Raw genomic sequence first — 20,285 nt, forward strand, 5'->3', positions numbered from 1 at the left:
TTCTTCCTCTGTTTCGAGGAAGTGGGCACCGGTCGTTGCTGCAAAAACAAGGATATCCCTGCGTTGAACGACTCCGCTCAATGAGCGAAATCTAGACCGTCTTCTTTATGGAGGAAATTTCGGGCCTTTGTTCCGAGTGGAGAAAAAATGGCATCGGTCTTCCTCCGTCCGTGAGAATGCGCCCGTCTCTGCGCCCGCCCATCATGGCTCCGCCAACAGGCGACCACCAGATGGAAGGGAACCAAATGAAGACGTTACTGGCGAACACGACCGCTTTGATGCTTGTCCTGCAGCTTTCCGCGGGCACAGCTTACGCTGCGAGAGCGCACGGCTCGATAGGCTCATCGACCAGAAGTATCCGGAACTCGAGAAGGTCTACAAGGAACTCCATGCCAATCCTGAACTCGGCTTTCATGAGACACGGACGGCAAAGCGTCTGGCGGCAGAATTGGAGAAGCTTGGCTTCGAGGTGACCGTCGGCTTCGGTGCGGGTACCGCTCTCGTCGGTGTCTTTAGGAATGGCGACGGCCCGACGATCATGCTGCGAACCGAACTCGATGCGCTGCCGATGGAGGAAAAGACCGGGCTCGATTACGCCAGCCGCGTACAGGTGCCGGCAACCCAATGGCCTGGAAACACAGATGAGACGGCAAAGGTCTTTGTCGCCCATAGCTGCGGCCATGATATCCATATGGCGTCATGGCTTGGGGCGGCCCAATTGCTGGTCGAGATGAAGGATGATTGGCATGGAACGCTGCTCCTCGTCGGTGAGCCGGCCGAAGAAATCGGCGGCGGCGCAACGGCCATGCTCAAGGCCGGCCTGTTCGAGAAGTTTCCGAAGCCAGATTTCGGCTTCGCCATGCACGTGAACGGTGATCCCGCCGGCAAAATAACCGTGAAGGACGGTGCCTTCAGCGGAAACTCCGATACGTTCGACTTGACCTTCAAGGGTCGCGGGGCGCATGGCAGCGCTCCGCATCTCTCGATCGATCCGATCGTCCAGGGGGCCCGTTTCGTCACCGATATCCAGGCTGTTGTGAGCCGTGAGAAGGATCCGCGCGAACCGGGCGTGATTACGGTCGGAAGTTTTCAGGCGGGGACTGCGGGCAACATCATCCCCGATCAGGCCAAGCTGAAGTTGACCATGCGTTCGACCACCCCGGAGACGCGCAAGCTGCTGCTGGAGGCGATGCAGCGCGTCGCCAAGACGACGGCGCAATCGGCCATGGCGCCGGAACCCGAACTGCTGCGCATCGGCGGCGGCGCTGTGGCCGGCACGAACTCGTCAGAGCTGATCGGCGACGTCAGGCCGGCATTGGATGCGTCCTTTGACGGCGTCGTCTACGTCCCGACCGCGGTCCAGCCGACGTTGGGCGTCGAGACCTATCCCGAGTTCATAGAAGCAGGCGTGCCTTCCATTTTCTATTGGGTTGGCGGGACCTCACCCGAACAGGTTGAAAAAGCCAGCCAAGAGAACAGGCCCGTTCCCTCCAATCATTCGCCATTTTTCGCTCCGGCCCCGGAGACTTCCATCAAGACGGGGGCGAAGGTTCTGGCGATCTCAGTGCTCGAAAAAGCCGGCGTTGACTGAAGCCTGAATGGGATAGCGGCTTCGAGGTCATCGCCAGTTCGATGACCTCGAACTCGGCGATGAAGATACTACCTTTCATAGAAAGTTTGGCCGAAGATATCCATCGAAACGAAGTAGACTTGTCCACTACCGGCGCGCATGTTGATTGATAGAAATCAAGAGGCGAGGCAGTTGGATCAGAAGTCCCGGATATTGTCGCTCCGCGACATCGCGAGCCAGATTAACAGCGGTAGCGATCTTCAGACGGCATTGCAGCAGCTCATCGCCGCTGCATGCCGCCATGCGAACTGGGCCCTAGGCTCAATCATGGGGATCGACGCTGCGCATGGGTACGCCTATGTCATCGTGCGCCATGATCCAACGCTGATCGAGCGGCAGCTGCCCGACAAGTGGGAGCTGGCGACCAGCCCCTCCCTGATCGCCTTGCAGCGCAATGAGCCCGTCTATATCAGGGACGCGCGTGCGTCGGGCGAGTTTCCGGGCTACAGAAAAGAGGCCTTCGAGCGCGACTATCGAACGGTGCTCGTCATGCCGATGAACTGCAGGGATGCTGAGGGCCGCCCGATGGTGCTCAGCGTCATCGCCCGCGAGGTGACTGAAGTGTCGGAGGACGACCTTGCTTTTCTCGGCACGATCATCCACCTCGGCGCCATCGCCGTCCAACGGGAACACCGTCTCGAAGCTGAGAAGCGATCCGCCCAGCGGCTGGAACGCGCGCTGGAGGCGCATACGTCGCTGCTCGAACATGTGTTGAGCGACGGGTCGGTCGCATCGCTTTCCAGCATGGTTGGGAAGATGTTGCCGAACCCGGCCGTCGTCGTTGATTTCACGGCCAATCAGGTCGTTGCTGGCCGGTCGCCGAATGCGCTTTACGACGAGGCTGGTTGGCAGCAGGCGGCCGCTACCGTTCTTAGCCGGCCGCTGATGAAGGCGGCCCGTGATGCCGTCGAGCGCGGGACGGCCGACGCCGTGAGCCTCTACCTCGACGACGGCACGCAACGGTTCAAAATAACGGCCCGCATCGAAGCGCTGATGGTCGACAATCAACTGGTTGGGGCGCTCATCATTTTCCCGACGACCCGCGAATTCAGCGATCTCGATCTCCTGATGCTCGACAGCGCCAAGTTTGCATTGAGCGTGCAGATGATGCGAAGCTTCATCCGGTTTCGCTTCGAGACGCGGACGCAGACCGAACTCTTTTTCGAGATCGTGGAGGCGCGGTGGCGTAATGCCGGTGATGTCGCCCAGCGGGCTCAACGGCTCGGGCTCAGCTTCTCAACGCCTCAGCAGATGATCGTCGTCGATTTTCCGGATAAGACGAAGGCATTTGGCGGCGCTTCTGTCGATGTGGAGCACACGCTCTCGCGTGTCATGCAGCAGGCATCCGTCCAGGCAAACCTGATCGCGGTCGAGGGCGGCGTCGTCTGCCTCGTCCCTCATGATACGGGTAAGCGGCAAGAGCGCACGACAAAGCTCGCGCGGCGTATCGCCGAGGAACTCGGCCGCTATTTCGACGAGGCACCTATCGTCGTCGCCAGCAATCGGTGTGCGGCCCTTTCGGACTATCCGCCAGCCTGGGAGCGCTGCGCCCGGATGATCCGCATCGGGCGTTCATTCGGCCTGACCGGGGCGGTCTCCGCCCAGGATTTCGGCCCGCTGCCGATGCTGGTCGCCGCCTGCGAGGCGGGCGACGTGCGCGGCTTCGTGCAGGAGAGCGTGGGCGCCATTGCCGATCACGACCGTGACAACGGTACTCCTTACCTCGAAACCCTGTCGGTGTATCTGCAGGAAGGTTGCCGAAATCAGGCCTGTGCCGATGCTATGGGCCTGCATGTGACGACGCTGCGCTATCGGCTGGCGCGCATCCAGGAACTGTTCGGCGTCGATGTCGAGACGCCGGAAAAGCGCTTTGCCGTCGAGCTCGCGATCCGCCTGCACGGCGTCATCGACAACCGCTCTACCGCCAGCAGTTAGCTTATCTTCATCGGCCAAGTATCGCCTTGTGACCTCGTCGCCACCGATCTTCTGCGCCTTTGATGGTCTCCTCGGGATCGATGGAGAAGTTCCTTCGCTCCTCCTTTGAAGCCATGGAAGCATGGTCGCCATCACGGCGTTAGCCTCCAACCAACTTGATGGTGAGGAGGCGAGAAGCGCATGGTTGAGACAGCAGCATCGACGGACGTGCCGATTGATCCGATTGCGCTTCGTCGCGCCTTCGGCACGTTTGTAACCGGTGTCACCGTCATCACCACCCGCGACGAAGACGGCACGCCGCGTGGAATGACGGCGAATTCCTTCACGTCGGTTTCGCTCGATCCGCCGCTGCTATTGGTCTGCGTCGCGAAATCCGCGTCGAGCTATCCTGCCTTCACGAATGCGGGATGTTTTGCGGTCAATATCCTCCATGAAGGACAGGTCGACGTCTCGGGAAACTTTGCCTCGAAATCCCCCGACAAATTCCAGTCGGTGACCCACGATCATATCCACACGGGCGCGCCGGTCCTGACTGACAGCCTGACCTGGTTCGATTGCACGACTTACAACACCGTGGACGCCGGCGACCATGCAATCCTGATCGGCCAGGTTCGCGCATTCGGCACCAGTCCCACCGCACCGCTCGGCTTTTGCCGCGGCCGCTATGCCAGTGTGAAGGACCCGCTGCCAAACGGCTGGCTTGCGTCGCATGGGATGATCATCGGCTATCTGATCGAGGCCGGTGAAGGCTTGCTGCTGCGTTCGGATGGCAAGGGCGGCTGGGTTCTGCCGTCAGCACGGCGCCGCAAAGCGGACAGCCAGCTCGTCATCGACGGTGGCGACGCGCTCAGCCTCGTCCCGGACGAGACCTTCCTTTACTCGGTCTTCGATGTCGCCGACAGCGATCCGGGCTACCTGGTCTATCGCGCACGGCTGGCGGGTGAGGGCGGCGCCGGCACGAGCCTGCCATCCGATCTGCGCTTCTTCCCGCTCGACGATCTTCCTGACGATACGATCGCGACGCACGAACTGCGGTCCATGTTGCGCCGCTACGTGCGCGAGCGGCAAGCCGGTCGGTTCGGCATCTACATGGATTCCGACGATGGCGGCCGTGTGGCGATGATCGACGGCGAAGCTCGCACCTGGCTTCAGACCTCCCAAGACCAAGGACAATGAAATGAAGACGACGGTCAATTCCATCGAGGGTTCGCGCCAGTTGCTGTTCATCGGCGGCCAGTTCGTCGCGCCGAAGAACGGCAACTACATCGCCAGTTTCGACCCGACGACGGGCGAGCCCTGGTATCATTTTGCTGAAGCAGGTGCGGACGATGTCGGGGCAGCCGTCGTTGCTGCCGCCGCCGCCTTCCGCGACCCGGCCTGGCGCCGGATGACGCAGACCGATCGCGGCGCGCTGATGCGCCGTCTCGCCGAACTTGTTCGCGCCAATGCCGATAGGCTGGCGGAGATCGAGACGCGCGACAACGGCAAGCTTCTCAAGGAAACCCGGGCGCAGATGCGCTCGATGCCAGACAGCTACCACTATTTCGCGGGCATGGCCGACAAGCTGCAGGGCGAGACCATTCCAATCAATCGTCTCGATACGCTGAACTTCAACCTGCGCGAACCCTTGGGCGTCGTCGGCATGATCACGCCGTGGAATTCGCCGTTGATGCTTCTGACCGGCACGCTGGCGCCGTGCCTGGCGATCGGAAATACGGTCGTCATCAAGCCCTCGGAACATGCGACCGCCTCGACCTTGGCGCTTGCGGAACTGATCCACGAGGCGGGCTTTCCCGCCGGCGTCGTCAATGTCGTGACGGGTACGGGCCAGAGCGCCGGTGAGGCGCTGACGCGTCATCCTGGCGTTGCGAAATACGTCTTCACAGGCAGCACGGCCACCGGCCGGCGCATCGCCGGCAACGCCGCGCAGAACCTTGTTCCGTGCTCGATGGAGCTTGGCGGCAAGTCGCCTCATGTCGTCTTTGGTGATGTCGACATCGAACATGCGGTCAACGGCGTCGTCTCCGGGGTCTTCGCAGCCGCTGGCCAGACTTGCGTTGCCGGCTCCCGCTGCTTCGTCGAGGAGCGCATCTATGATCGCTTCGTTGAGGCGCTCGTCGCCCGAACGCAACGCATACGGGTCGGTCTCCCGGCGGTCGAGGACACCGACATCGGTCCGCTCGCGCTCGCCGATCAGCTCTCCAAGGTTGAATCCTACGTGGCCTCCGGCGTCAAGGAAGGGGCGCGCGTTGCCGCCGGCGGGCGGCGTCCGCAGCGGCAAGGGCTCTCGTCAGGGGGCTGGTATTTCGAGCCGACAGTGATGGTCGATGCGCAAAACGACATGACCTTCATGCGCGACGAGCTCTTCGGTCCGGTGGTCGGCGTCATGCCGTTCCGCGACGAGGAAGAGATGATCCGGCTCGCCAACGATACGCGATACGGCTTGGCTTCCGGCATCTGGACAAAGGACATCGACCGGGCGCTGCGGTTCGCCAACCGGATCGATGCCGGGACCGTCTGGATTAACACCTACCGCTCCGCGTCTTTCATGTCTGCCAACGGCGGCTTCAAGGAAAGCGGCTACGGCCGGCGCGGCGGGTTCGAGGTCATGCACGAGTTCTCGCGGTTGAAGAACGTCATCGTCGACTACTCCGCCGCGATGCAGGACCCCTTCGTCATCCGTCTGAAGTGACAGCAAAAGCACGGGCACAGGAAAGGCAGAAAACATGAAGTTCGCAGTCTCCCTCACGATGGAACGCTTCTCCCCGGATATTCCGATGGAGCAGGTCAAGAGCAACTTGCTGCAACTCGCGCGGCTTGCCGACGAAGGCGGCTTCGAAACGCTGTGGACTGCAGAACACCATACGCTGGAATGCACGATCTCCCCCAATCCGTTCCAGACGCTGGTCTGGCTCGCGCAGCACACGGATCGCATCCGGCTCGGCACCTCCACTCTGGTCGCGCCCTATTGGAATCCCATCCGGCTCGCCGGCGAGTCGGCGCTCTGCGATCACCTGACCAATGGCCGCCTGGAGTTCGGGATCGCGCGCGGTTCCTACCAGTACGAGTTCGACCGTATGGCGGGTGGTATTCCGCAGCAGGAGGGGGTGGCCTACATGAAGGAGATCGTGCCGGCCGTGAAGAAGCTCTGGTCCGGCGACTATGCCCATGAGGGACAATACTGGAAGTTTCCGGTCACGGCGGCAGTGCCGAAGCCGCTGCAGCAACCCCACCCGCCCATCTGGGTGGCGGCGCGCGATCCCGGAACCTTCGACTGGGCGATCGCAAACGGCGCCAGTATCCTATCGACGCCGCTCTCCGCGCCGGAAGCCGAAATCCACGTGCTCTCCGAGAAATTTCGCAAGACGGTCGCCGATCATCCGGAGGTGCCGCGCCCGCGCTTTATGATGCAGCGCCGCACCTGCGTCTACGACCGGCCGGATGGGTGGGAACGTGCCGTCAAGCACAGCATGGACTACGGCCGCGCCTTCGAAAACCTCATGCAGAATATCGGCACGGTGCACAACGGCTTCCCCGAGGCAGTGCCCTACGAAGCGGTCAAGGGCAAGGACAACTACAATCCGGACAACATCCGCAAGAACCTGATGTTCGGCACGCCGGACGAAGCGATCGAGAAGCTGTTGGTCTATGAGGCCGCCGGTGTGGACCAGTATTGCTTGGGCCTGACCTTCAATCTGCCGTTCGAGCTGCAGAAGCGGACGCTGGAGCTATTTGTCAGCGAAATCATGCCCTTCTTCGCGGCCCGTGAGAAGGAACAGAAGCGTATCGCGGTGGGTGCCTGAACATGGCAGGAGCTCAGCGCCATACCGTCGGAGAGGTGACGCTCAACTACCGCATCGAGGGAGAAGGCGAACCGCTCGTCTGCATCCACGGCGTCGGCTCCTATCTCGAAGCGTGGTCGGGCGTGGTCGAACGTTTGAAGGACCGGTTCACGATCCTGACATTCGACCTTCGTGGTCATGGCCGCTCCAGCCGGGTCAAGGGCCGCTACGAGATCGACGACTTCGTCAACGAGACGCTGGGGCTTGCCGACGCAGCGGGCTTCCCGACCTTCAATCTTGCAGGCTTTTCGCTGGGCGGCCTGATCGCCCAGCGTCTCGCTCTGACCCACCTTGGACGTCTGCGCAGGCTGGCGCTCTTGTCGACCGTCGCCGGCCGCACGCCGGCCGAGCGTGAGCGGGTTCTCGACCGCCTCGCCGCCCTCAGAGACGGAACGCCTGCCGACCATCACAATGCCTCGCTGTCGCGCTGGCTGACGGAAGAGTTCCAGGAGAACAACCCGCAGGTGATCCAACGGCTAAGGGCGCGGGACGCCGAAAACGACCCCGACTGCTACGCGGCAGCCTATCGTGTGTTGGCGGAAACGGATTTCGGCGGCTTTCTCGACCAGATCCGATGCCCAACGCTGATTGCTACCGGCGAAGACGATGCCGGCTCCAACCCGCGCATGGCGCGCTACATGCACGAGCGCATTCCCGGGTCCGAGCTTCGTATCCTGCCGGGCCTTCGCCATTCCATCTTGATCGAGGCGCCCGACGTCGTGGCAACGCTGATGGGCGAGTTCATGAGCCAGGGGGAGACGGTCGATGGATGAAGCACTGCGAGCAAGGGGAGAGGCCATCCGACGCCAGGTGCTTGGCGATGACTATGTCGATGGGGCAATCGGCAGCAGCGATGCCTTCTCGCGGCCCTTTCAGGATCTGTTGAACGAACATTGCTGGGGCACCGTCTGGACGGACGAAAGCCTCGATCTGAGGAGCCGCAGCCTACTGAACCTCGGAATGCTTGCAGCGCTCAACCGCATGCACGAATTCGGCGTCCACTTTCGCGGGGCGATCCGCAACGGTTTGACCGACGAAGAGCTTCGCGCAGCACTCGTCCAGATCGCGATCTATTGCGGCATTCCCGCAGGCGTCGAAGCGTTCCGTGTGGCCCGGCGCGTCCGCGACGAGATGGCTGAAAAAGGAGAGCGCTGACTTCCACGTTTTTTAGGAAGGGGCAGCGCCGCGCTACCTCGTATCGCCGGAAGACGGATGGCGGGCTCAGAACTCAAGATCAACCCGATGGCAGGAAGAGGACCCTGTCAAAAACCAGAACGAAAAAGGGAACGACAACATGAACACATTCGCAAAACTCACCGCGGCGGCATCGTTTGCCTTGTCGCTCGCGATCGTTCCGGCCCACGCCGGTGCCGTACTCGACCACGTGCTCGATGCAAAGACACTGAAGGTAGCGACCGACGCCAACTGGGCGCCGCAGTCCTTCATGAACGAAAAGAACGAGATGGACGGCTTCGATGTCGATGTCGCCAAGGAACTCGCCAAGCGGTTGGGTGTCGGTGTCGAGTTTGTTACCCCCGGCTGGGACATCATCACGGCCGGCAATTGGCAGGGGCGCTGGGACATGCATGTCGGCTCGATGACGCCGACAAAGGAGCGTGCCAAGGTCTTCGATTTCCCGGCCGTCTACTACTACACCCCGGCCGCCGTGGCCGTGCACAAGGACAGCCCTGTGGTCGGCCTGATCGATCTGGACGACAAGATCGTCGGCGCGACGGCGACGTCCACCTTCGAAGCCTATGCCAAACAGGATCTGACCCTCGACGCTGCTGGCGCACCTGCCTTCGAATACACCTTCAAGCCGAAAGAGGTGAAGTCCTACGCCAACTCGACGACCGCATTCGATGATTTGCGCCTCGGTGACGGCGTGCGGCTCGACGCAGTCGTATCGTCGCTGCCCAGCATTCGCGACGCAATCAAGGCCGGCTATCCGATCAAGCAGGTTGGCGACCCGGTCTTTTACGAACCGCTCGCAGTCGCCGTCGAACACGGCGACAAGGAGCTGAGCGACAAGATCGCCGAAGCGATCAAGGCGATGCAGGACGATGGCACGCTGAGCAAGCTGTCGGAGAAATGGTACGGCGTCGACTACACCGTCGTGAAGTAAGGCAGCCATGTCTGGCGGTCCGGGCAGCCGGACCGCACGTTGTCCAAAGGGACCAAAGATGCTTTATCCCGATACTGTCGAGTCCGAAATACTCGTCCACAAACCATGGTTCGTGGCCAGCATGTTCGCTGCCGTCCTCATTGCCTTCACGGCCTTCGGCCTGACCGGCACAACGATGGGCGAATTGATGCGGCCAGTGATCGGCGAGCCGCTCGAAAGCGGATTCTACGGCCGCTTTGCGACCGCCTTCGTCGTGGCGGTGCTCTTCTGCCTCAACATCGTCCTGATCGGCTTTGCGAGCCTCAGGGTCCAGATCGTGGTCGTCTGGCTCGAGTTGCTGGCGCTGTTCCTCGCCTTCTTCCAGACCTTCGATCTCAGCCTGCCCTTCATAGAGGAAAAGTTGCCGTTCCTCATCACGCAAGGGCTGGTGACGACGGTCTATGTTTCGGCGATCTCGATTGTGATTGCCTCGGCGATCGCCATCCTTGGCGCCGTGGCCAAGCTCTCGACCAACGGCTTCGCCTATGCGATTGCGAGCTTCTACACGTCCTTCTTTCGCGGTCTGCCGCTGTTGATGCAGGTTTATCTGATCTATCTCGGCCTGCCGCAGCTCGGCTTCATCATCGACGCGGTGCCGGCCGGTATTCTGGCACTTTCGCTCTGCTACGGCGCATACATGACGGAAATCTTCCGCTCCGGCATCCAGAGCATCGACCGCGGCCAGTGGGAGGCGTCGCGCTCTATCGGCTTCGGCTTCGGGCTGACGATGCGCAAGGTCATCCTGCCTCAGGCGTTGCCGGTCATCATCCCGCCGACCGGTAACCAGTTCATTTCCATGCTGAAGGACAGCTCGCTGGTCTCCGTCATCGGTGTCTGGGAGCTCATGTTTCTCGCACGGACGCTCGGCCAGAAGACCTTCCAGCATATGGAAATGCTCATATCAGCCGCCATGCTCTACTGGACGATGTCTATCGTTCTCGAGCTGATCCAGTCCCGCATCGAACGTCACTATGCCAGGAGCAAGGTCAGATGAGCGCCGAGACCATCATCGACGTCAAAAATGTTTCCAAGTGGTACGGCGCCTTCCAGGTGCTGACCGACATCAACCTGACGGTCCGCAAGGGCGAACGCATCGTGATTTGCGGTCCGTCCGGATCCGGCAAATCTACCTTGATCCGGTGCTTCAACCGCTTGGAAGCGCACCAGGAAGGTGAGATCGTCGTCAACGGCATCAACCTGCATCCGAAGATGCGCAATGTCTCGGATGTGCGCCGCAACGTCGGCATGGTGTTCCAGCACTTCAACCTTTTCCCGCACATGACCGTGCTGATGAACTGCATGGTCGGACCGATGTGGATCAACGGCGTGCCGGAAGCGGAGGCGCGGGCAAGGGCGCTCACATTCCTCGATCGGGTACGCATCCCGGAACAGGCCCACAAGTTTCCAATCCAGCTTTCCGGCGGCCAACAGCAGCGCGTCGCGATCGCGCGCTCGCTCTGCATGCAGCCGGCCGTGATGCTGTTTGACGAACCGACATCCGCGCTCGACCCCGAGATGGTGTCCGAAGTCCTTGATACCATGACGAGCCTGGCAAAGGACGGCATGACGATGGTCTGCGTCACCCACGAGATGGGGTTCGCCAGGGCCGTCGCAGATCGCGTGATCTTCATGAACTCGGGACAGATTCTCGAGGAGGCTAGGCCCGATGATTTCTTCGACAATCCAAAACACGAGCGGACCAAGCTGTTTCTCGGTCAGATCCTGAAGCATTAGCTCGGCGCCCAACAGTTTCAGCTACCAGTTGATGCTCGTTGGTGCGTTCTGATGCGCGGAACGCGCTCGGCGTGTCTCCGAACGCTTTGCGAAACTCACGCGAGAAATGCGCTGTGTCCGCGAAGCCTGTGATATTTGCAATTTCCATCACAGTCAGCGAGCCGCCGGAAAGCAGGTACCGCCCGTAGTTCAGTCGCAAAAAGGTTCAGCCCTTCTGCGCGGCCCGCAAGGCGGAGGCCGGATAACGTAGGGTCGGGTCGAAAGGATTGAGCTTACTGCTGATCGCTTGCGCCTCTGCCTTCAAGAGATCGGTGATCGTGCCGCTTCGCGTTTCCGTCAGGCGCGATGCCAGCGTGCCGATGCTCAAGGAGGCGACGGCGATGCCGTTGCGGTCAAGAACCGGCACGCCGAGCCCGGCCATGCCCTCGATCATCTCGAAGTTCATCTGGGCTGCGCCGATCCGCCTGACCTCCTCGATCTTGATGCGCAGGTCCACCTCGTCGATCGCCGCCCGGTCCATGATGCGAGGCATATTAAACTTGATGATCGCCTCGCGTTCTTCCTCTGGCAGGTGGGCGAGGATGGCGATGCTGCCCTGGCCGATGCCGAGCGGCACCTTGCCGCCGATGTCGCCGGTAAAGGAGCGGATCGGGAAGGGACCCTCGACGCGGTCGAGGCAGATTGCGTCAAAATTGCTGCGCACCAGCAGAAAGACCGTGTCGTTGAAGGTGGCGGACAGCCTCAAGAGTGACGGCCGGGCGATGTCGAGGATGCCTTCTCGCCTGCGCGCCTGCGAGGCGATCGAGAAGAACTCCAGCGACAGGCGGTAGGATTTCCCCTCTGGCATTTGCTCCACGAGGCCTTCAGCAATCAGGGTCTTCAGTAGCCGATGCGCCGATGGCTGGCTGAGATTCAGCCTCCGCGCGAGATCGATGACCCGCACACCCTCGCTCGCGTTATCTGCGAGGTCTTTCAGGATGTGGATCGCCTTGGTGAGGCTGGAGCTTCCGGCGTTCTCTGGTTCCGACATTTGCGAAAATCTTTCAAAATCTGCGTGGCATAATTCCGTATATCGGATTTTTCTAACAAAAAATTCCGAAATAGAAAATTGCATTTGTGTTTTTCGTCAATTTCCTGGAGTTAATTCACACAAGCCTTCTTCAAGGGGTGGATGTGCCAGACGTGAATAGCCGAGAGGCTATTCCGAGCGCGAAACCGTGCCTTTATCGGTGCACTCGCGTACGCCGGAGATCTCAACGCCTGAAGGAAGGTTCGATGGTTGACGACGTGTCGCAGCCGCCGGGATCGCCGACAAGAAAAATGGGGCAGGCGATCTCAGGGGTAGCGACCCAGGGGAGAATGAGCATGAGTTTCCTGAACCTTGAGAAGGTCTCCAAGTTTTATGGATCAGTCGCAGCCGTTCATGATTTCGATCTGGCGGTCGAAAAGGGCGAGTTTATCTCGCTGCTCGGGCCCTCGGGCTGCGGCAAGACGACGACCCTGCAGATGATCACTGGGCTCGTGCGTCCCTCCTCGGGCACGATCACCATGGGCGGGCGCGACATCACTCATTTGCCGCCGCCGCAACGCGAACTGGGCGTAGTCTTCCAGAGCTATGCGCTCTTCCCCCATATGACCGTGGCGCAGAATGTTTCCTTCGGCCTCGAAATGCGCAAGGTCGCAAAACCGGAGCGCGACAAACGGATCAAGGAGATCCTGTCGCTGGTCCATCTCTCGGCGCTTGCCGATCGCTACCCGCGCGAGATGTCGGGCGGGCAGCGCCAGCGCGTGGCGATTGCCCGGGCGCTTGTCATCAATCCGCCGGTGCTTTTGCTTGACGAGCCGCTATCGAACCTCGATGCGCAGCTTCGCGAGGAGATGCAGTTCGAATTGCGCCGCATCCAGCAGACCGTCGGCATCACGACGATCATGGTGACCCATGATCAGGCTGAAGCGCTGTCGATCAGCGATCGCGTCGTCGTCATGGAGAAGGGGCGCATCACCCAGGTCGATACGCCTTACGAACTCTATGAGCATCCCCGCAACGACTTCATCTCGTCCTTCGTCGGCAAGTCCAACTTCATGTGTGCGACCTCGTCCTTCAACGGCAAGGGCGCGTCGATCAGCATCGACAACACGCCGATCCGCTTCAACACCGACCGCCGCGAGCCGGATGGCAAAGTCTCGATCTTCATCCGCCCGGAAAAGCTCCGGCTGACCGAGCCCGGCGAGGGTCAGATCCAGGGGAAAGTGACGACACGCTATTTCATGGGGAGCCAATGGCTGGTCAGCGCCGAGACATCGGCGGGCGTTCTTGCCGTTGCTGTTCCCAATCTCGGTGCGCCGCCGCCGATGGAAGGCGAAACCGTTGGGCTTGCCTGGCAGAGTGCCGATTGTCGTGTGCTGGCGGGAGCGGCCAAGTGATGAGCGCCGCTACCTCCGCCATCAAGCCGCGCCAGCTCGCGCCCTTGGCTCTTTCCGGGCCGACCACCCTGTTCTTCATCGGCCTCGTGCTCTTGCCGCTTCTGTTGACGGTGATCCTCTCCTTCAACAGCTATGACTATACCGCCGGGATCCAGAGCGACTTCACCTTCGCCAACTACCTCACGGTGTTGCAGGACGAATATTATCTCTCGACCTTCTGGCGGACATTGCGGCTTGCGCTTCTGACGACGGTCATCACGGTGGCGATCGGTGTGCCGGAGGCCTACGTGCTCTCGAACATGCGCAAGCCCTGGCGGTCGATCTTCTTGCTCGTGATCATCGGCCCGCTGCTTGTTTCTGTGGTGGTGCGCACCTTCGGCTGGAGCATGCTGCTCGGCAAGAACGGCTTTGTAAACAGCGCGCTTGCCATTGTCGGCCTTGACCCGGTGCAGCTTCTCTACACCGAGACGGCGATCGTCATCGGTCTCGTCCATATCATGCTGCCGTTCATGGTTATCCCCGTCTGGACCGTTCTGCAGAAACTCGACCCGACGGTCGAGGCGGCAGCGCTCACCCTCGGCGCCTCGCGCTTCACCGCCCTTCGTCGCGTCGTCTTTCCGCAGGCGGCTCTCGGCATCCTCTCGGGCAGCCTCATCGTCTTTGCACTCTCGGCAAGCTCGTTTGCCATCCCCGGCCTGCTTGGCGGCCGGCGGCTGAAAATGGCGGCAACACTTGTCTACGACGAGTTCCTGATCGAGCTGAACTGGCCGCTCGGTGCGACCATCGCGATCATCGTGCTTGTCGCCAATCTCGTCATCATGCTCGCCTATAACCGCCTCATCGAGCGGCAGGCGAAGCGCAAGCTGGGTTGAAGCCATGCAGAGAAACGGACCCATCGCTCTCGCATTCCATAGCCTTGTCGTCGTCTTCATGCTGGCGCCGATGGTGGTCGTCTGCCTCGTGGCCTTCACGCCGGAAAACACCCTGGCGATGCCCTGGAATGGGCTGTCGCTACGGTGGTTCAAGGCGGTTTTCCATCATGCCGACTTTATGTCGTCCTTCGGCAACAGCGTAAGGCTCGCCCTGCTGTCAGCCACCATCTCCACCGTTTTTGCGGTTCCGGCGGCGCTGGCGATCACCCGCTACGATTTCCGCGGCCGTGAGGCGCTGAACGCGCTCTTCCTGTCGCCACTGATCATTCCGCACCTGGTCCTCGGCGTCGCTTTCCTGCGTCTCTTCTCGCTGATGGGCATGGGCGGGTCCTTCGGTTGGCTTGTCGCCACCCATGCGATCGTCGTCACCCCCTATACGCTGCGGCTGATCCTGGCGTCACTCACCAGCATGGACCGCAACGCCGAAAATGCGGCGCGCACGCTGGGGGCTGCGGAGTGGACGGTGTTTCGCCGGATCACCATGCCGCTCATGCTGCCAGGTGTCAGCGGCGGCTGGTTGCTCGCCTTCATCAACAGTTTTGACGAGCTGACCATGTCGATCTTCGTGACGTCGCCGTCGACGGTAACGCTGCCGGTCCGCATGTACATGTACGCAAGCGAATCCATCGATCCGATGATGGCGGCCGTTTCGACGCTCATGATCGCGCTCGCCACCATCACGATGATCATCCTGGATCGCCTGTTCGGTCTCGACCGGCTGCTTGTGGGCAAGGGCTGATATCCGATGTCGATGAACCCGTTGCTTCGGCGGCGCTACCGCCTGGACGAGACACCCGTGCCCTTCACATTGAACGGAACGGCCCAAACCGGGCGCCGTGGCGACACGGTGCTGACGGCAATACTCTCGGTGAGCGGTCACCTGAGACAGAGCGAATTCACCGGGGAGAAGCGGGCCGGCTTCTGCCTGATCGGCGCCTGTCAGGATTGTTATGTGATGACGGCGCAAGGCAGCCGCGTCCGCGCCTGCAGCACCGCCTTGCTCGCGGGCATGGCTTTCATCACCGATCTCGGCGCGGTGTCGGAGACGGCCCATGACTGAGCCGTTGCAGCCCGTCATCGTTGGCGCCGGACCGGCAGGCATACGCGCCGCCGAGCGCCTCGTGCGCGCAGGTCTCAGGCCGATCGTGCTTGACGAAGGTCAGCGCGCTGGCGGGCAGATCTATCGACGCCCGCTGATCGACGAGGGTCGATCCTATCGCAGCCGCTATGGTTCGGAAGCCGGCAAGGCAAGAAGGTTACACGAGGCTTTCGAGGCACTCTTGCCTGCGATCGACTATCGCCCCGAAACGCTGGTCTGGAATGTTTCGGCGGCTGAGCACGGCAATCAGCTCGATGTCCTTTTGGCCGGCGTGCATCGGCAGATCGGCTTTTCGCAACTGATCCTGTGCACCGGCGCGACCGATCGCGTGCTGCCATTTCCGGGATGGACGACGCCTGGAGTTTACACGCTCGGCGCCTCCCAAGTGGCGCTGAAAGCCCAGGGCTGCACAATTGGCGACCGCATCGTCTTCATGGGCTCCGGTCCGCTGCTCTACCTCGTTGCCTGGCAATATATGAAGGCCGGCGCGTGCGTGGAGGCGGTGCTCGACACAGCACCCATCACGTCGAAGCGACACTTGCTGTCGCTTGCCATCCATGCGCCGCGCATCGTCGGGCTTGGTGTTTTCTACGGGCTCCAGCTCCAGCTGGCCGGCGTGAAGATCCGCAACGGCGTGCGGCCGGAGGCGGTCCTCGGGACGGGCCAGGTCGAAGGTCTTCGCTTCCGTCGGCGGGCAAGCAAAGGTGAGGTCGTCGAGACGGTATCCTGCGACGCGCTCGCCTACGGTTTTGCCCTTCGGCCAGAAACCCAGCTTGCCGATCTTGCCGGCTGCCGTTTCTGTTTTGACGAGCGCGATCGCGTGTGGCTGCCTGAGCGAGACGCCATGGGGCGCACTAGCCGGGCCAACGTATACGTTGCCGGTGACGGCAGCGGAATTGCCGGCGCCGATGCGGCGGAAGTCTCGGGCGAGCTCGCCGCGGCCGCTCTGCTCGAGGATGCGGGGAAAGCATCAGCGGATGGAGCGCGCCTGCTGGCGGCTCGCGAAGCGATCCTGCGGCAGCGTGATATCCTCGAACGTGCCTTTCCCTTCCCGGTTGATTGGTTCGAGAGGGTCCCGGACGAGACGACGCTGTGTCGTTGCGAGGAGATTACCATTGCAGAAGGACGCCGCGCCATTGCGAGCGGCTCCATCAGCGAGATCAACCGCCTGAAGGCGCTGAGCCGGGTCGGGATGGGACGTTGCCAGGGGCGCATGTGTTCCGCCGCTGCCACCGAGTTGTTGAGCGGGCTTTGTGGCGTTTCGCCCGGTGAGGTTGGTCGCCTTCGCGCTCAGGCGCCGGTCAAGCCGATCCCGCTTGGTTTCGGTGCTGCCGTAAAAGCGGAGGCTCGGTCATGAGCTGGCGCATCTCCGTCGACGTCGCGATCATCGGCGGCGGGCTGGTGGGCAGCTCCGCAGCACTTGCCATGCGTAAAGCGGGGCTTTCAGTCGCCCTCATCGATAAGGGCTATTGTGGCGCGCAGGCGAGCGGGGTGAACTATGGCGGCGTGCGCCGGCAGGGCCGCGCCCCCGAACAATTGCCTTTGTCGCAGCGCGCACACGGTATCTGGCCGCAACTCAAGGCAATGGTCGGCATCGATGCCGAGTACATGCGCTCCGGCCATCTGAAGCTCGCCCGCACGGAAAAGGATTTCGCCAAGCTCGAAGCCTATGCCCAGACGGTTCGGGACTATGGGTTGGGGCTTGAGCTCGTTGCCGGTTCGGCGTTGGCGCACCGGTTCCCCTGGCTTTCCGCCCAGGCGGTCGGCGCGTCGCTCTGCCCCGATGACGGCCACGCCAATCCGCGTCTCGTTGCGCCCGCCTTCGCAAGAGCCGCCGAGCGCGCCGGCGCGATGGTACTGGAGCAGACGCCGGTGCGCGAGGTCGCTGCGACCGGAAACGGTTTCGAGATCCTCGCCGGCGACGGCATCGAGATCCGCTGCCAACAACTGGTCAACAGCGCCGGTGCCTGGTCCGACCGCTTTGCCGCGAATTTCAACGAGCCTGTACCGCTGACACGTATCTATCCCTCGATGGTGGTCACCGAACCTCTGCCATTGCGTTTGCCCGTCAGCATGGGTGAACAGGGCGGCAGCTTCTATGGCCGGCAGGTGGCGCGCGGCAACTATGTCATGGGGGGCGGTCGCGGCCTGCCGCTTGGCGATCCCGACTATTCGCGTCCGTCGGTGACGGCTGCATCCTCCGTCATGCAGCGTGCAATCACGCTCTTTCCGCATCTGGCTGAAGCCCAGGTCATCCGCTTCTGGTCTGGAACCGAGGCGGAAATGCCCGACGGCAACCCGGTGATCGGCCCGAGCGAGACGACATCAGGCCTCTTCCACGCTTTTGGCTTCTGCGGCGCAGGTTTTCAGACCGCGCCCGCCGTCGGCGAAGTGCTCGCAGAACTCGTCACCGCGGGCCGCAGCACTACGCCGATAGACGCCTTTTCCATTGGCCGCTTCCGCAAGGTGGCGGCCGAAACTGCAGCCTCGTTGTAAACAGAAAGGGGAATACCATGATCGACCAACGGCTTACCAAAACCACGGCCCTCGCACTGCTGGCGTTCGTTGTGCAGCAGAATTGTGCCTCGGCGGAAACCAAGACGCTCTACATCGGCATGAACGGCGGAAACTTCGAACGCGCCTATACGGAGCACGTGCTGCCGCCTTTCGAAAAGGCGAACGACGTCAAGGTCGTCGTCGTACCCGGCACATCCGCTGACATCCTCGCCAAGGCAACCGCCGCCAAGGACAATCCGCAGATGCATGTCATGCTGCTTGACGATGGCGTAATGGTGCGCGCCATCGGCGGCGGTCTCTGCCAGAAGATTGCTGCTGATCCGGTGCTTGACCAGATCCAAATGGCTGCCCGCCTGAAAGACGACATGGCGATCGGCGTCGACATGGGCATGACTGGCCTTGCCTATAACAAGAAGCTCTTCGACGAGAAGGGCTGGCCGGCGCCGACCTCGTGGATGGACATGGCCGATCCCAAATTCGAAAACGCCGTCGTGTTCCAGTCGGCTTCCGCATCGAGCTTCGGCCTGCACGCCTTCCTGATGTTCAACCGCATCCAGGGCGGCGACGAGACCAACGTTGAACCGGGTTTCGACAAGTTCTCCGATACGATCGGCAAGAACGTCATCGAGTTCATCCCGAGTTCGGCGAAGATCTCCGAAATGGTGCAGACCGGAGAGGCAGCGATCTTCCCGCTGACCCCAACGGCCGTCAACAACCTCAAGGACAAGGGCATTCCAGTGGAATACGCCCAGCCGAAGGAAGGCTCCGTGGTGCTCGCCGTCACCGAATGCGTGATCGCCAACAACAGCGAACCGGAACTCAGTCAGAAGCTCGCCCACTACCTGCTTTCCGCCGAGGCACAGAGCCTGGCGCTCGACCACGGCAACATCATCCCGTCAAACATCAACGCCAAGGCCGGCACAGATGCGGCAAACGCGAAGCTCTCGACGTTTAAGGCCAACATGGAGACCGCCAAGGTCCTCGATTGGGATGCGATCAACCAGAACCGGCAGGAATGGAACAAGCGCTGGAACCGCATGATCGAACGGTAGGTATGGCGGGAACGCTTATCGGTCCACCAGGCGCGCAGGCGCGCCTGGCGGTGCGACATGGGTTCCCGGGCAATGCACCGGAAAATCCAGTCAACGACGGCGCGAACGAGGTGCTGGCGCGCTTGCTTGACCCAAGAACAATATACAGAGAACCGGTTTAGCGTACGCCGTGCGCACAACGAAAATGAGCCTCCGCAGGGGGGCGGAGGCTCGCGCGCTCAAATATTGTCGGTAACAAGTTTTATAAATATCAAGCAGTTGCACGGAAACATGAACCGTAAACGCAACGGCGGCTGCGTCGAAATAGGATGGCGGTGTGTGCAAATGCAGGTGCAGTTTGCCGATCGGGAAACCGCATAGCAACCCGCCCAAATGGACACTTTGCGTAATACATTGGGCTTAGCCAATGACGCGACGCGAGCGCTAGAAAAATCGCGTAACGTTTCGTCGGGGGCGGCTCCGCCACGTAGTGATTGCGATGTGGCTGTGAGGCATCGGCGCTCGCAATATGTACACTGAAACGATCAAATCATTGGGGAAATGCGAAGCGGTAACGCATGTAGTGCCTCTCCCGACGGTCGCGACCTAGTCTCGCGACAAACAGCGCAAATCACCAACGTCGTGCAATTGTTTTTGAACCTATGCCATCCGGGTAAGCAGCACAGCCAGTGGGATGCTTGCGGCATGGCGCTCATGGCTGCCCCCGCTCTATAATCGAGCTGTCGCGTATATCATTCACAATTGTAACGAGCTCTGTTGGAATTAACTGTTACATTTGGAACAGGTTCGTCGGCACTCGTCATGTAAAGTATCGAAAGGCTGGCTGAATAAATTCAGTCAAAGGCTATGTCCGATACTAAATGTCAGGGATTTTCGTCCGAAAATCCGACGGATATCCTTGTTTTGTCGCCAAAGTAAACATTTCTCGTTGAATTTTCAACGGGTTGGATCTTTTC

18 protein-coding genes are annotated in these 20,285 nt (G+C 61.2%); 17 read left to right on the forward strand and 1 reads right to left on the reverse strand.

Translation table 11 applies throughout. The annotated features are described in order from the left end of the window. Positions 1-136 precede the first annotated feature (136 nt). The 10 genes from ASD63_RS17505 (at position 137) to ASD63_RS17550 (ending at position 11,305) form a co-directional block, all read left to right on the forward strand. Positions 137-1,591 (forward strand): amidohydrolase, encoded by a 1,455-nt coding sequence (locus ASD63_RS17505; RefSeq protein ID WP_244497252.1) that lies wholly within the window; start codon positions 137-139, stop codon positions 1,589-1,591. Positions 1,592-1,762: 171 nt separating this feature from the next. After that, the gene (locus ASD63_RS17510) at positions 1,763-3,565 is read left to right on the forward strand and encodes a helix-turn-helix domain-containing protein (RefSeq protein ID WP_060529584.1); all 1,803 of its coding nucleotides are present in this window, start codon (positions 1,763-1,765) and stop codon (positions 3,563-3,565) included. Positions 3,566-3,745: 180 nt separating this feature from the next. Then, a complete protein-coding gene (locus tag ASD63_RS17515) occupies positions 3,746-4,741 on the forward strand; it encodes a flavin reductase (protein WP_060529585.1) in 996 nt (331 codons plus the stop codon). A 1-nt stretch (position 4,742) separates the two neighbouring features. Beyond that, positions 4,743-6,257 carry an aldehyde dehydrogenase gene (locus ASD63_RS17520; RefSeq protein WP_060529586.1) on the forward strand — a complete coding sequence of 505 codons (1,515 nt, stop codon included), beginning with the start codon at positions 4,743-4,745 and terminating at the stop codon, positions 6,255-6,257. Positions 6,258-6,291: 34 nt separating this feature from the next. After that, positions 6,292-7,368, forward strand: coding sequence for an LLM class flavin-dependent oxidoreductase (locus tag ASD63_RS17525; RefSeq protein WP_060529587.1), 1,077 nt, complete (start codon positions 6,292-6,294; stop codon positions 7,366-7,368). A 2-nt stretch (positions 7,369-7,370) separates the two neighbouring features. Continuing rightward, a complete protein-coding gene (locus ASD63_RS17530) occupies positions 7,371-8,180 on the forward strand; it encodes an alpha/beta fold hydrolase (protein ID WP_034799940.1) in 810 nt (269 codons plus the stop codon). After that, entirely contained in the window at positions 8,173-8,562 is a 390-nt protein-coding gene (locus ASD63_RS17535) for a carboxymuconolactone decarboxylase family protein (protein ID WP_034799942.1), read from the forward strand. The genes ASD63_RS17530 and ASD63_RS17535 overlap by 8 nt, the downstream gene beginning before the upstream one ends. A gap of 139 nt (positions 8,563-8,701) precedes the next feature. Continuing rightward, a complete protein-coding gene (locus tag ASD63_RS17540; RefSeq protein WP_060529588.1) occupies positions 8,702-9,532 on the forward strand; it encodes a transporter substrate-binding domain-containing protein in 831 nt (276 codons plus the stop codon). A 58-nt stretch (positions 9,533-9,590) separates the two neighbouring features. Beyond that, positions 9,591-10,565, forward strand: coding sequence for an amino acid ABC transporter permease (locus ASD63_RS17545; RefSeq protein WP_034799945.1), 975 nt, complete (start codon positions 9,591-9,593; stop codon positions 10,563-10,565). After that, positions 10,562-11,305 carry an amino acid ABC transporter ATP-binding protein gene (locus tag ASD63_RS17550; protein WP_034799947.1) on the forward strand — a complete coding sequence of 248 codons (744 nt, stop codon included), beginning with the start codon at positions 10,562-10,564 and terminating at the stop codon, positions 11,303-11,305. The genes ASD63_RS17545 and ASD63_RS17550 overlap by 4 nt, the downstream gene beginning before the upstream one ends. 205 nt (positions 11,306-11,510) lie before the next feature. On the opposite strand, the gene ASD63_RS17555 is transcribed toward ASD63_RS17550, so the two are convergent. Next, complete coding sequence (locus tag ASD63_RS17555; RefSeq protein WP_034799949.1) at positions 11,511-12,335, reverse strand: IclR family transcriptional regulator; 825 nt, start codon at positions 12,333-12,335, stop codon at positions 11,511-11,513. A gap of 335 nt (positions 12,336-12,670) precedes the next feature. Here ASD63_RS17555 and ASD63_RS17560 point away from each other — a divergent pair, with 335 nt between their 5' ends. From ASD63_RS17560 to ASD63_RS17590, 7 genes are read left to right on the forward strand one after another with little or no spacing between them, the layout of a single operon-like run. After that, positions 12,671-13,729: an ABC transporter ATP-binding protein gene (locus ASD63_RS17560; RefSeq protein WP_034799951.1), complete on the forward strand. Its 1,059-nt coding sequence runs from the start codon at positions 12,671-12,673 to the stop codon at positions 13,727-13,729. Then, the gene (locus tag ASD63_RS17565; RefSeq protein ID WP_034799957.1) at positions 13,729-14,601 is read left to right on the forward strand and encodes an ABC transporter permease; all 873 of its coding nucleotides are present in this window, start codon (positions 13,729-13,731) and stop codon (positions 14,599-14,601) included. The genes ASD63_RS17560 and ASD63_RS17565 overlap by 1 nt, the downstream gene beginning before the upstream one ends. A 4-nt stretch (positions 14,602-14,605) precedes the next feature. Continuing rightward, positions 14,606-15,400 (forward strand): ABC transporter permease, encoded by a 795-nt coding sequence (locus ASD63_RS17570; protein ID WP_034799959.1) that lies wholly within the window; start codon positions 14,606-14,608, stop codon positions 15,398-15,400. Positions 15,401-15,412: 12 nt separating this feature from the next. Continuing rightward, positions 15,413-15,721, forward strand: coding sequence for a (2Fe-2S)-binding protein (locus tag ASD63_RS17575; RefSeq protein WP_244497253.1), 309 nt, complete (start codon positions 15,413-15,415; stop codon positions 15,719-15,721). Next, positions 15,714-17,117: an NAD(P)/FAD-dependent oxidoreductase gene (locus ASD63_RS17580; RefSeq protein ID WP_060529589.1), complete on the forward strand. Its 1,404-nt coding sequence runs from the start codon at positions 15,714-15,716 to the stop codon at positions 17,115-17,117. The genes ASD63_RS17575 and ASD63_RS17580 overlap by 8 nt, the downstream gene beginning before the upstream one ends. Beyond that, on the forward strand, positions 17,114-18,256 hold the full coding sequence (locus ASD63_RS17585; RefSeq protein WP_034799965.1) for an FAD-dependent oxidoreductase: 1,143 nt from the start codon (positions 17,114-17,116) through the stop codon (positions 18,254-18,256). Before ASD63_RS17580 ends, ASD63_RS17585 begins: the two co-directional genes overlap by 4 nt. Positions 18,257-18,273: 17 nt before the next feature. Then, on the forward strand, positions 18,274-19,329 hold the full coding sequence (locus tag ASD63_RS17590; protein ID WP_034799967.1) for an ABC transporter substrate-binding protein: 1,056 nt from the start codon (positions 18,274-18,276) through the stop codon (positions 19,327-19,329). Positions 19,330-20,285 lie beyond the last annotated feature (956 nt).

This window comes from Ensifer sp. Root558, from assembly GCF_001427045.1.
Lineage (GTDB): Bacteria > Pseudomonadota > Alphaproteobacteria > Rhizobiales > Rhizobiaceae > Ensifer > Ensifer adhaerens.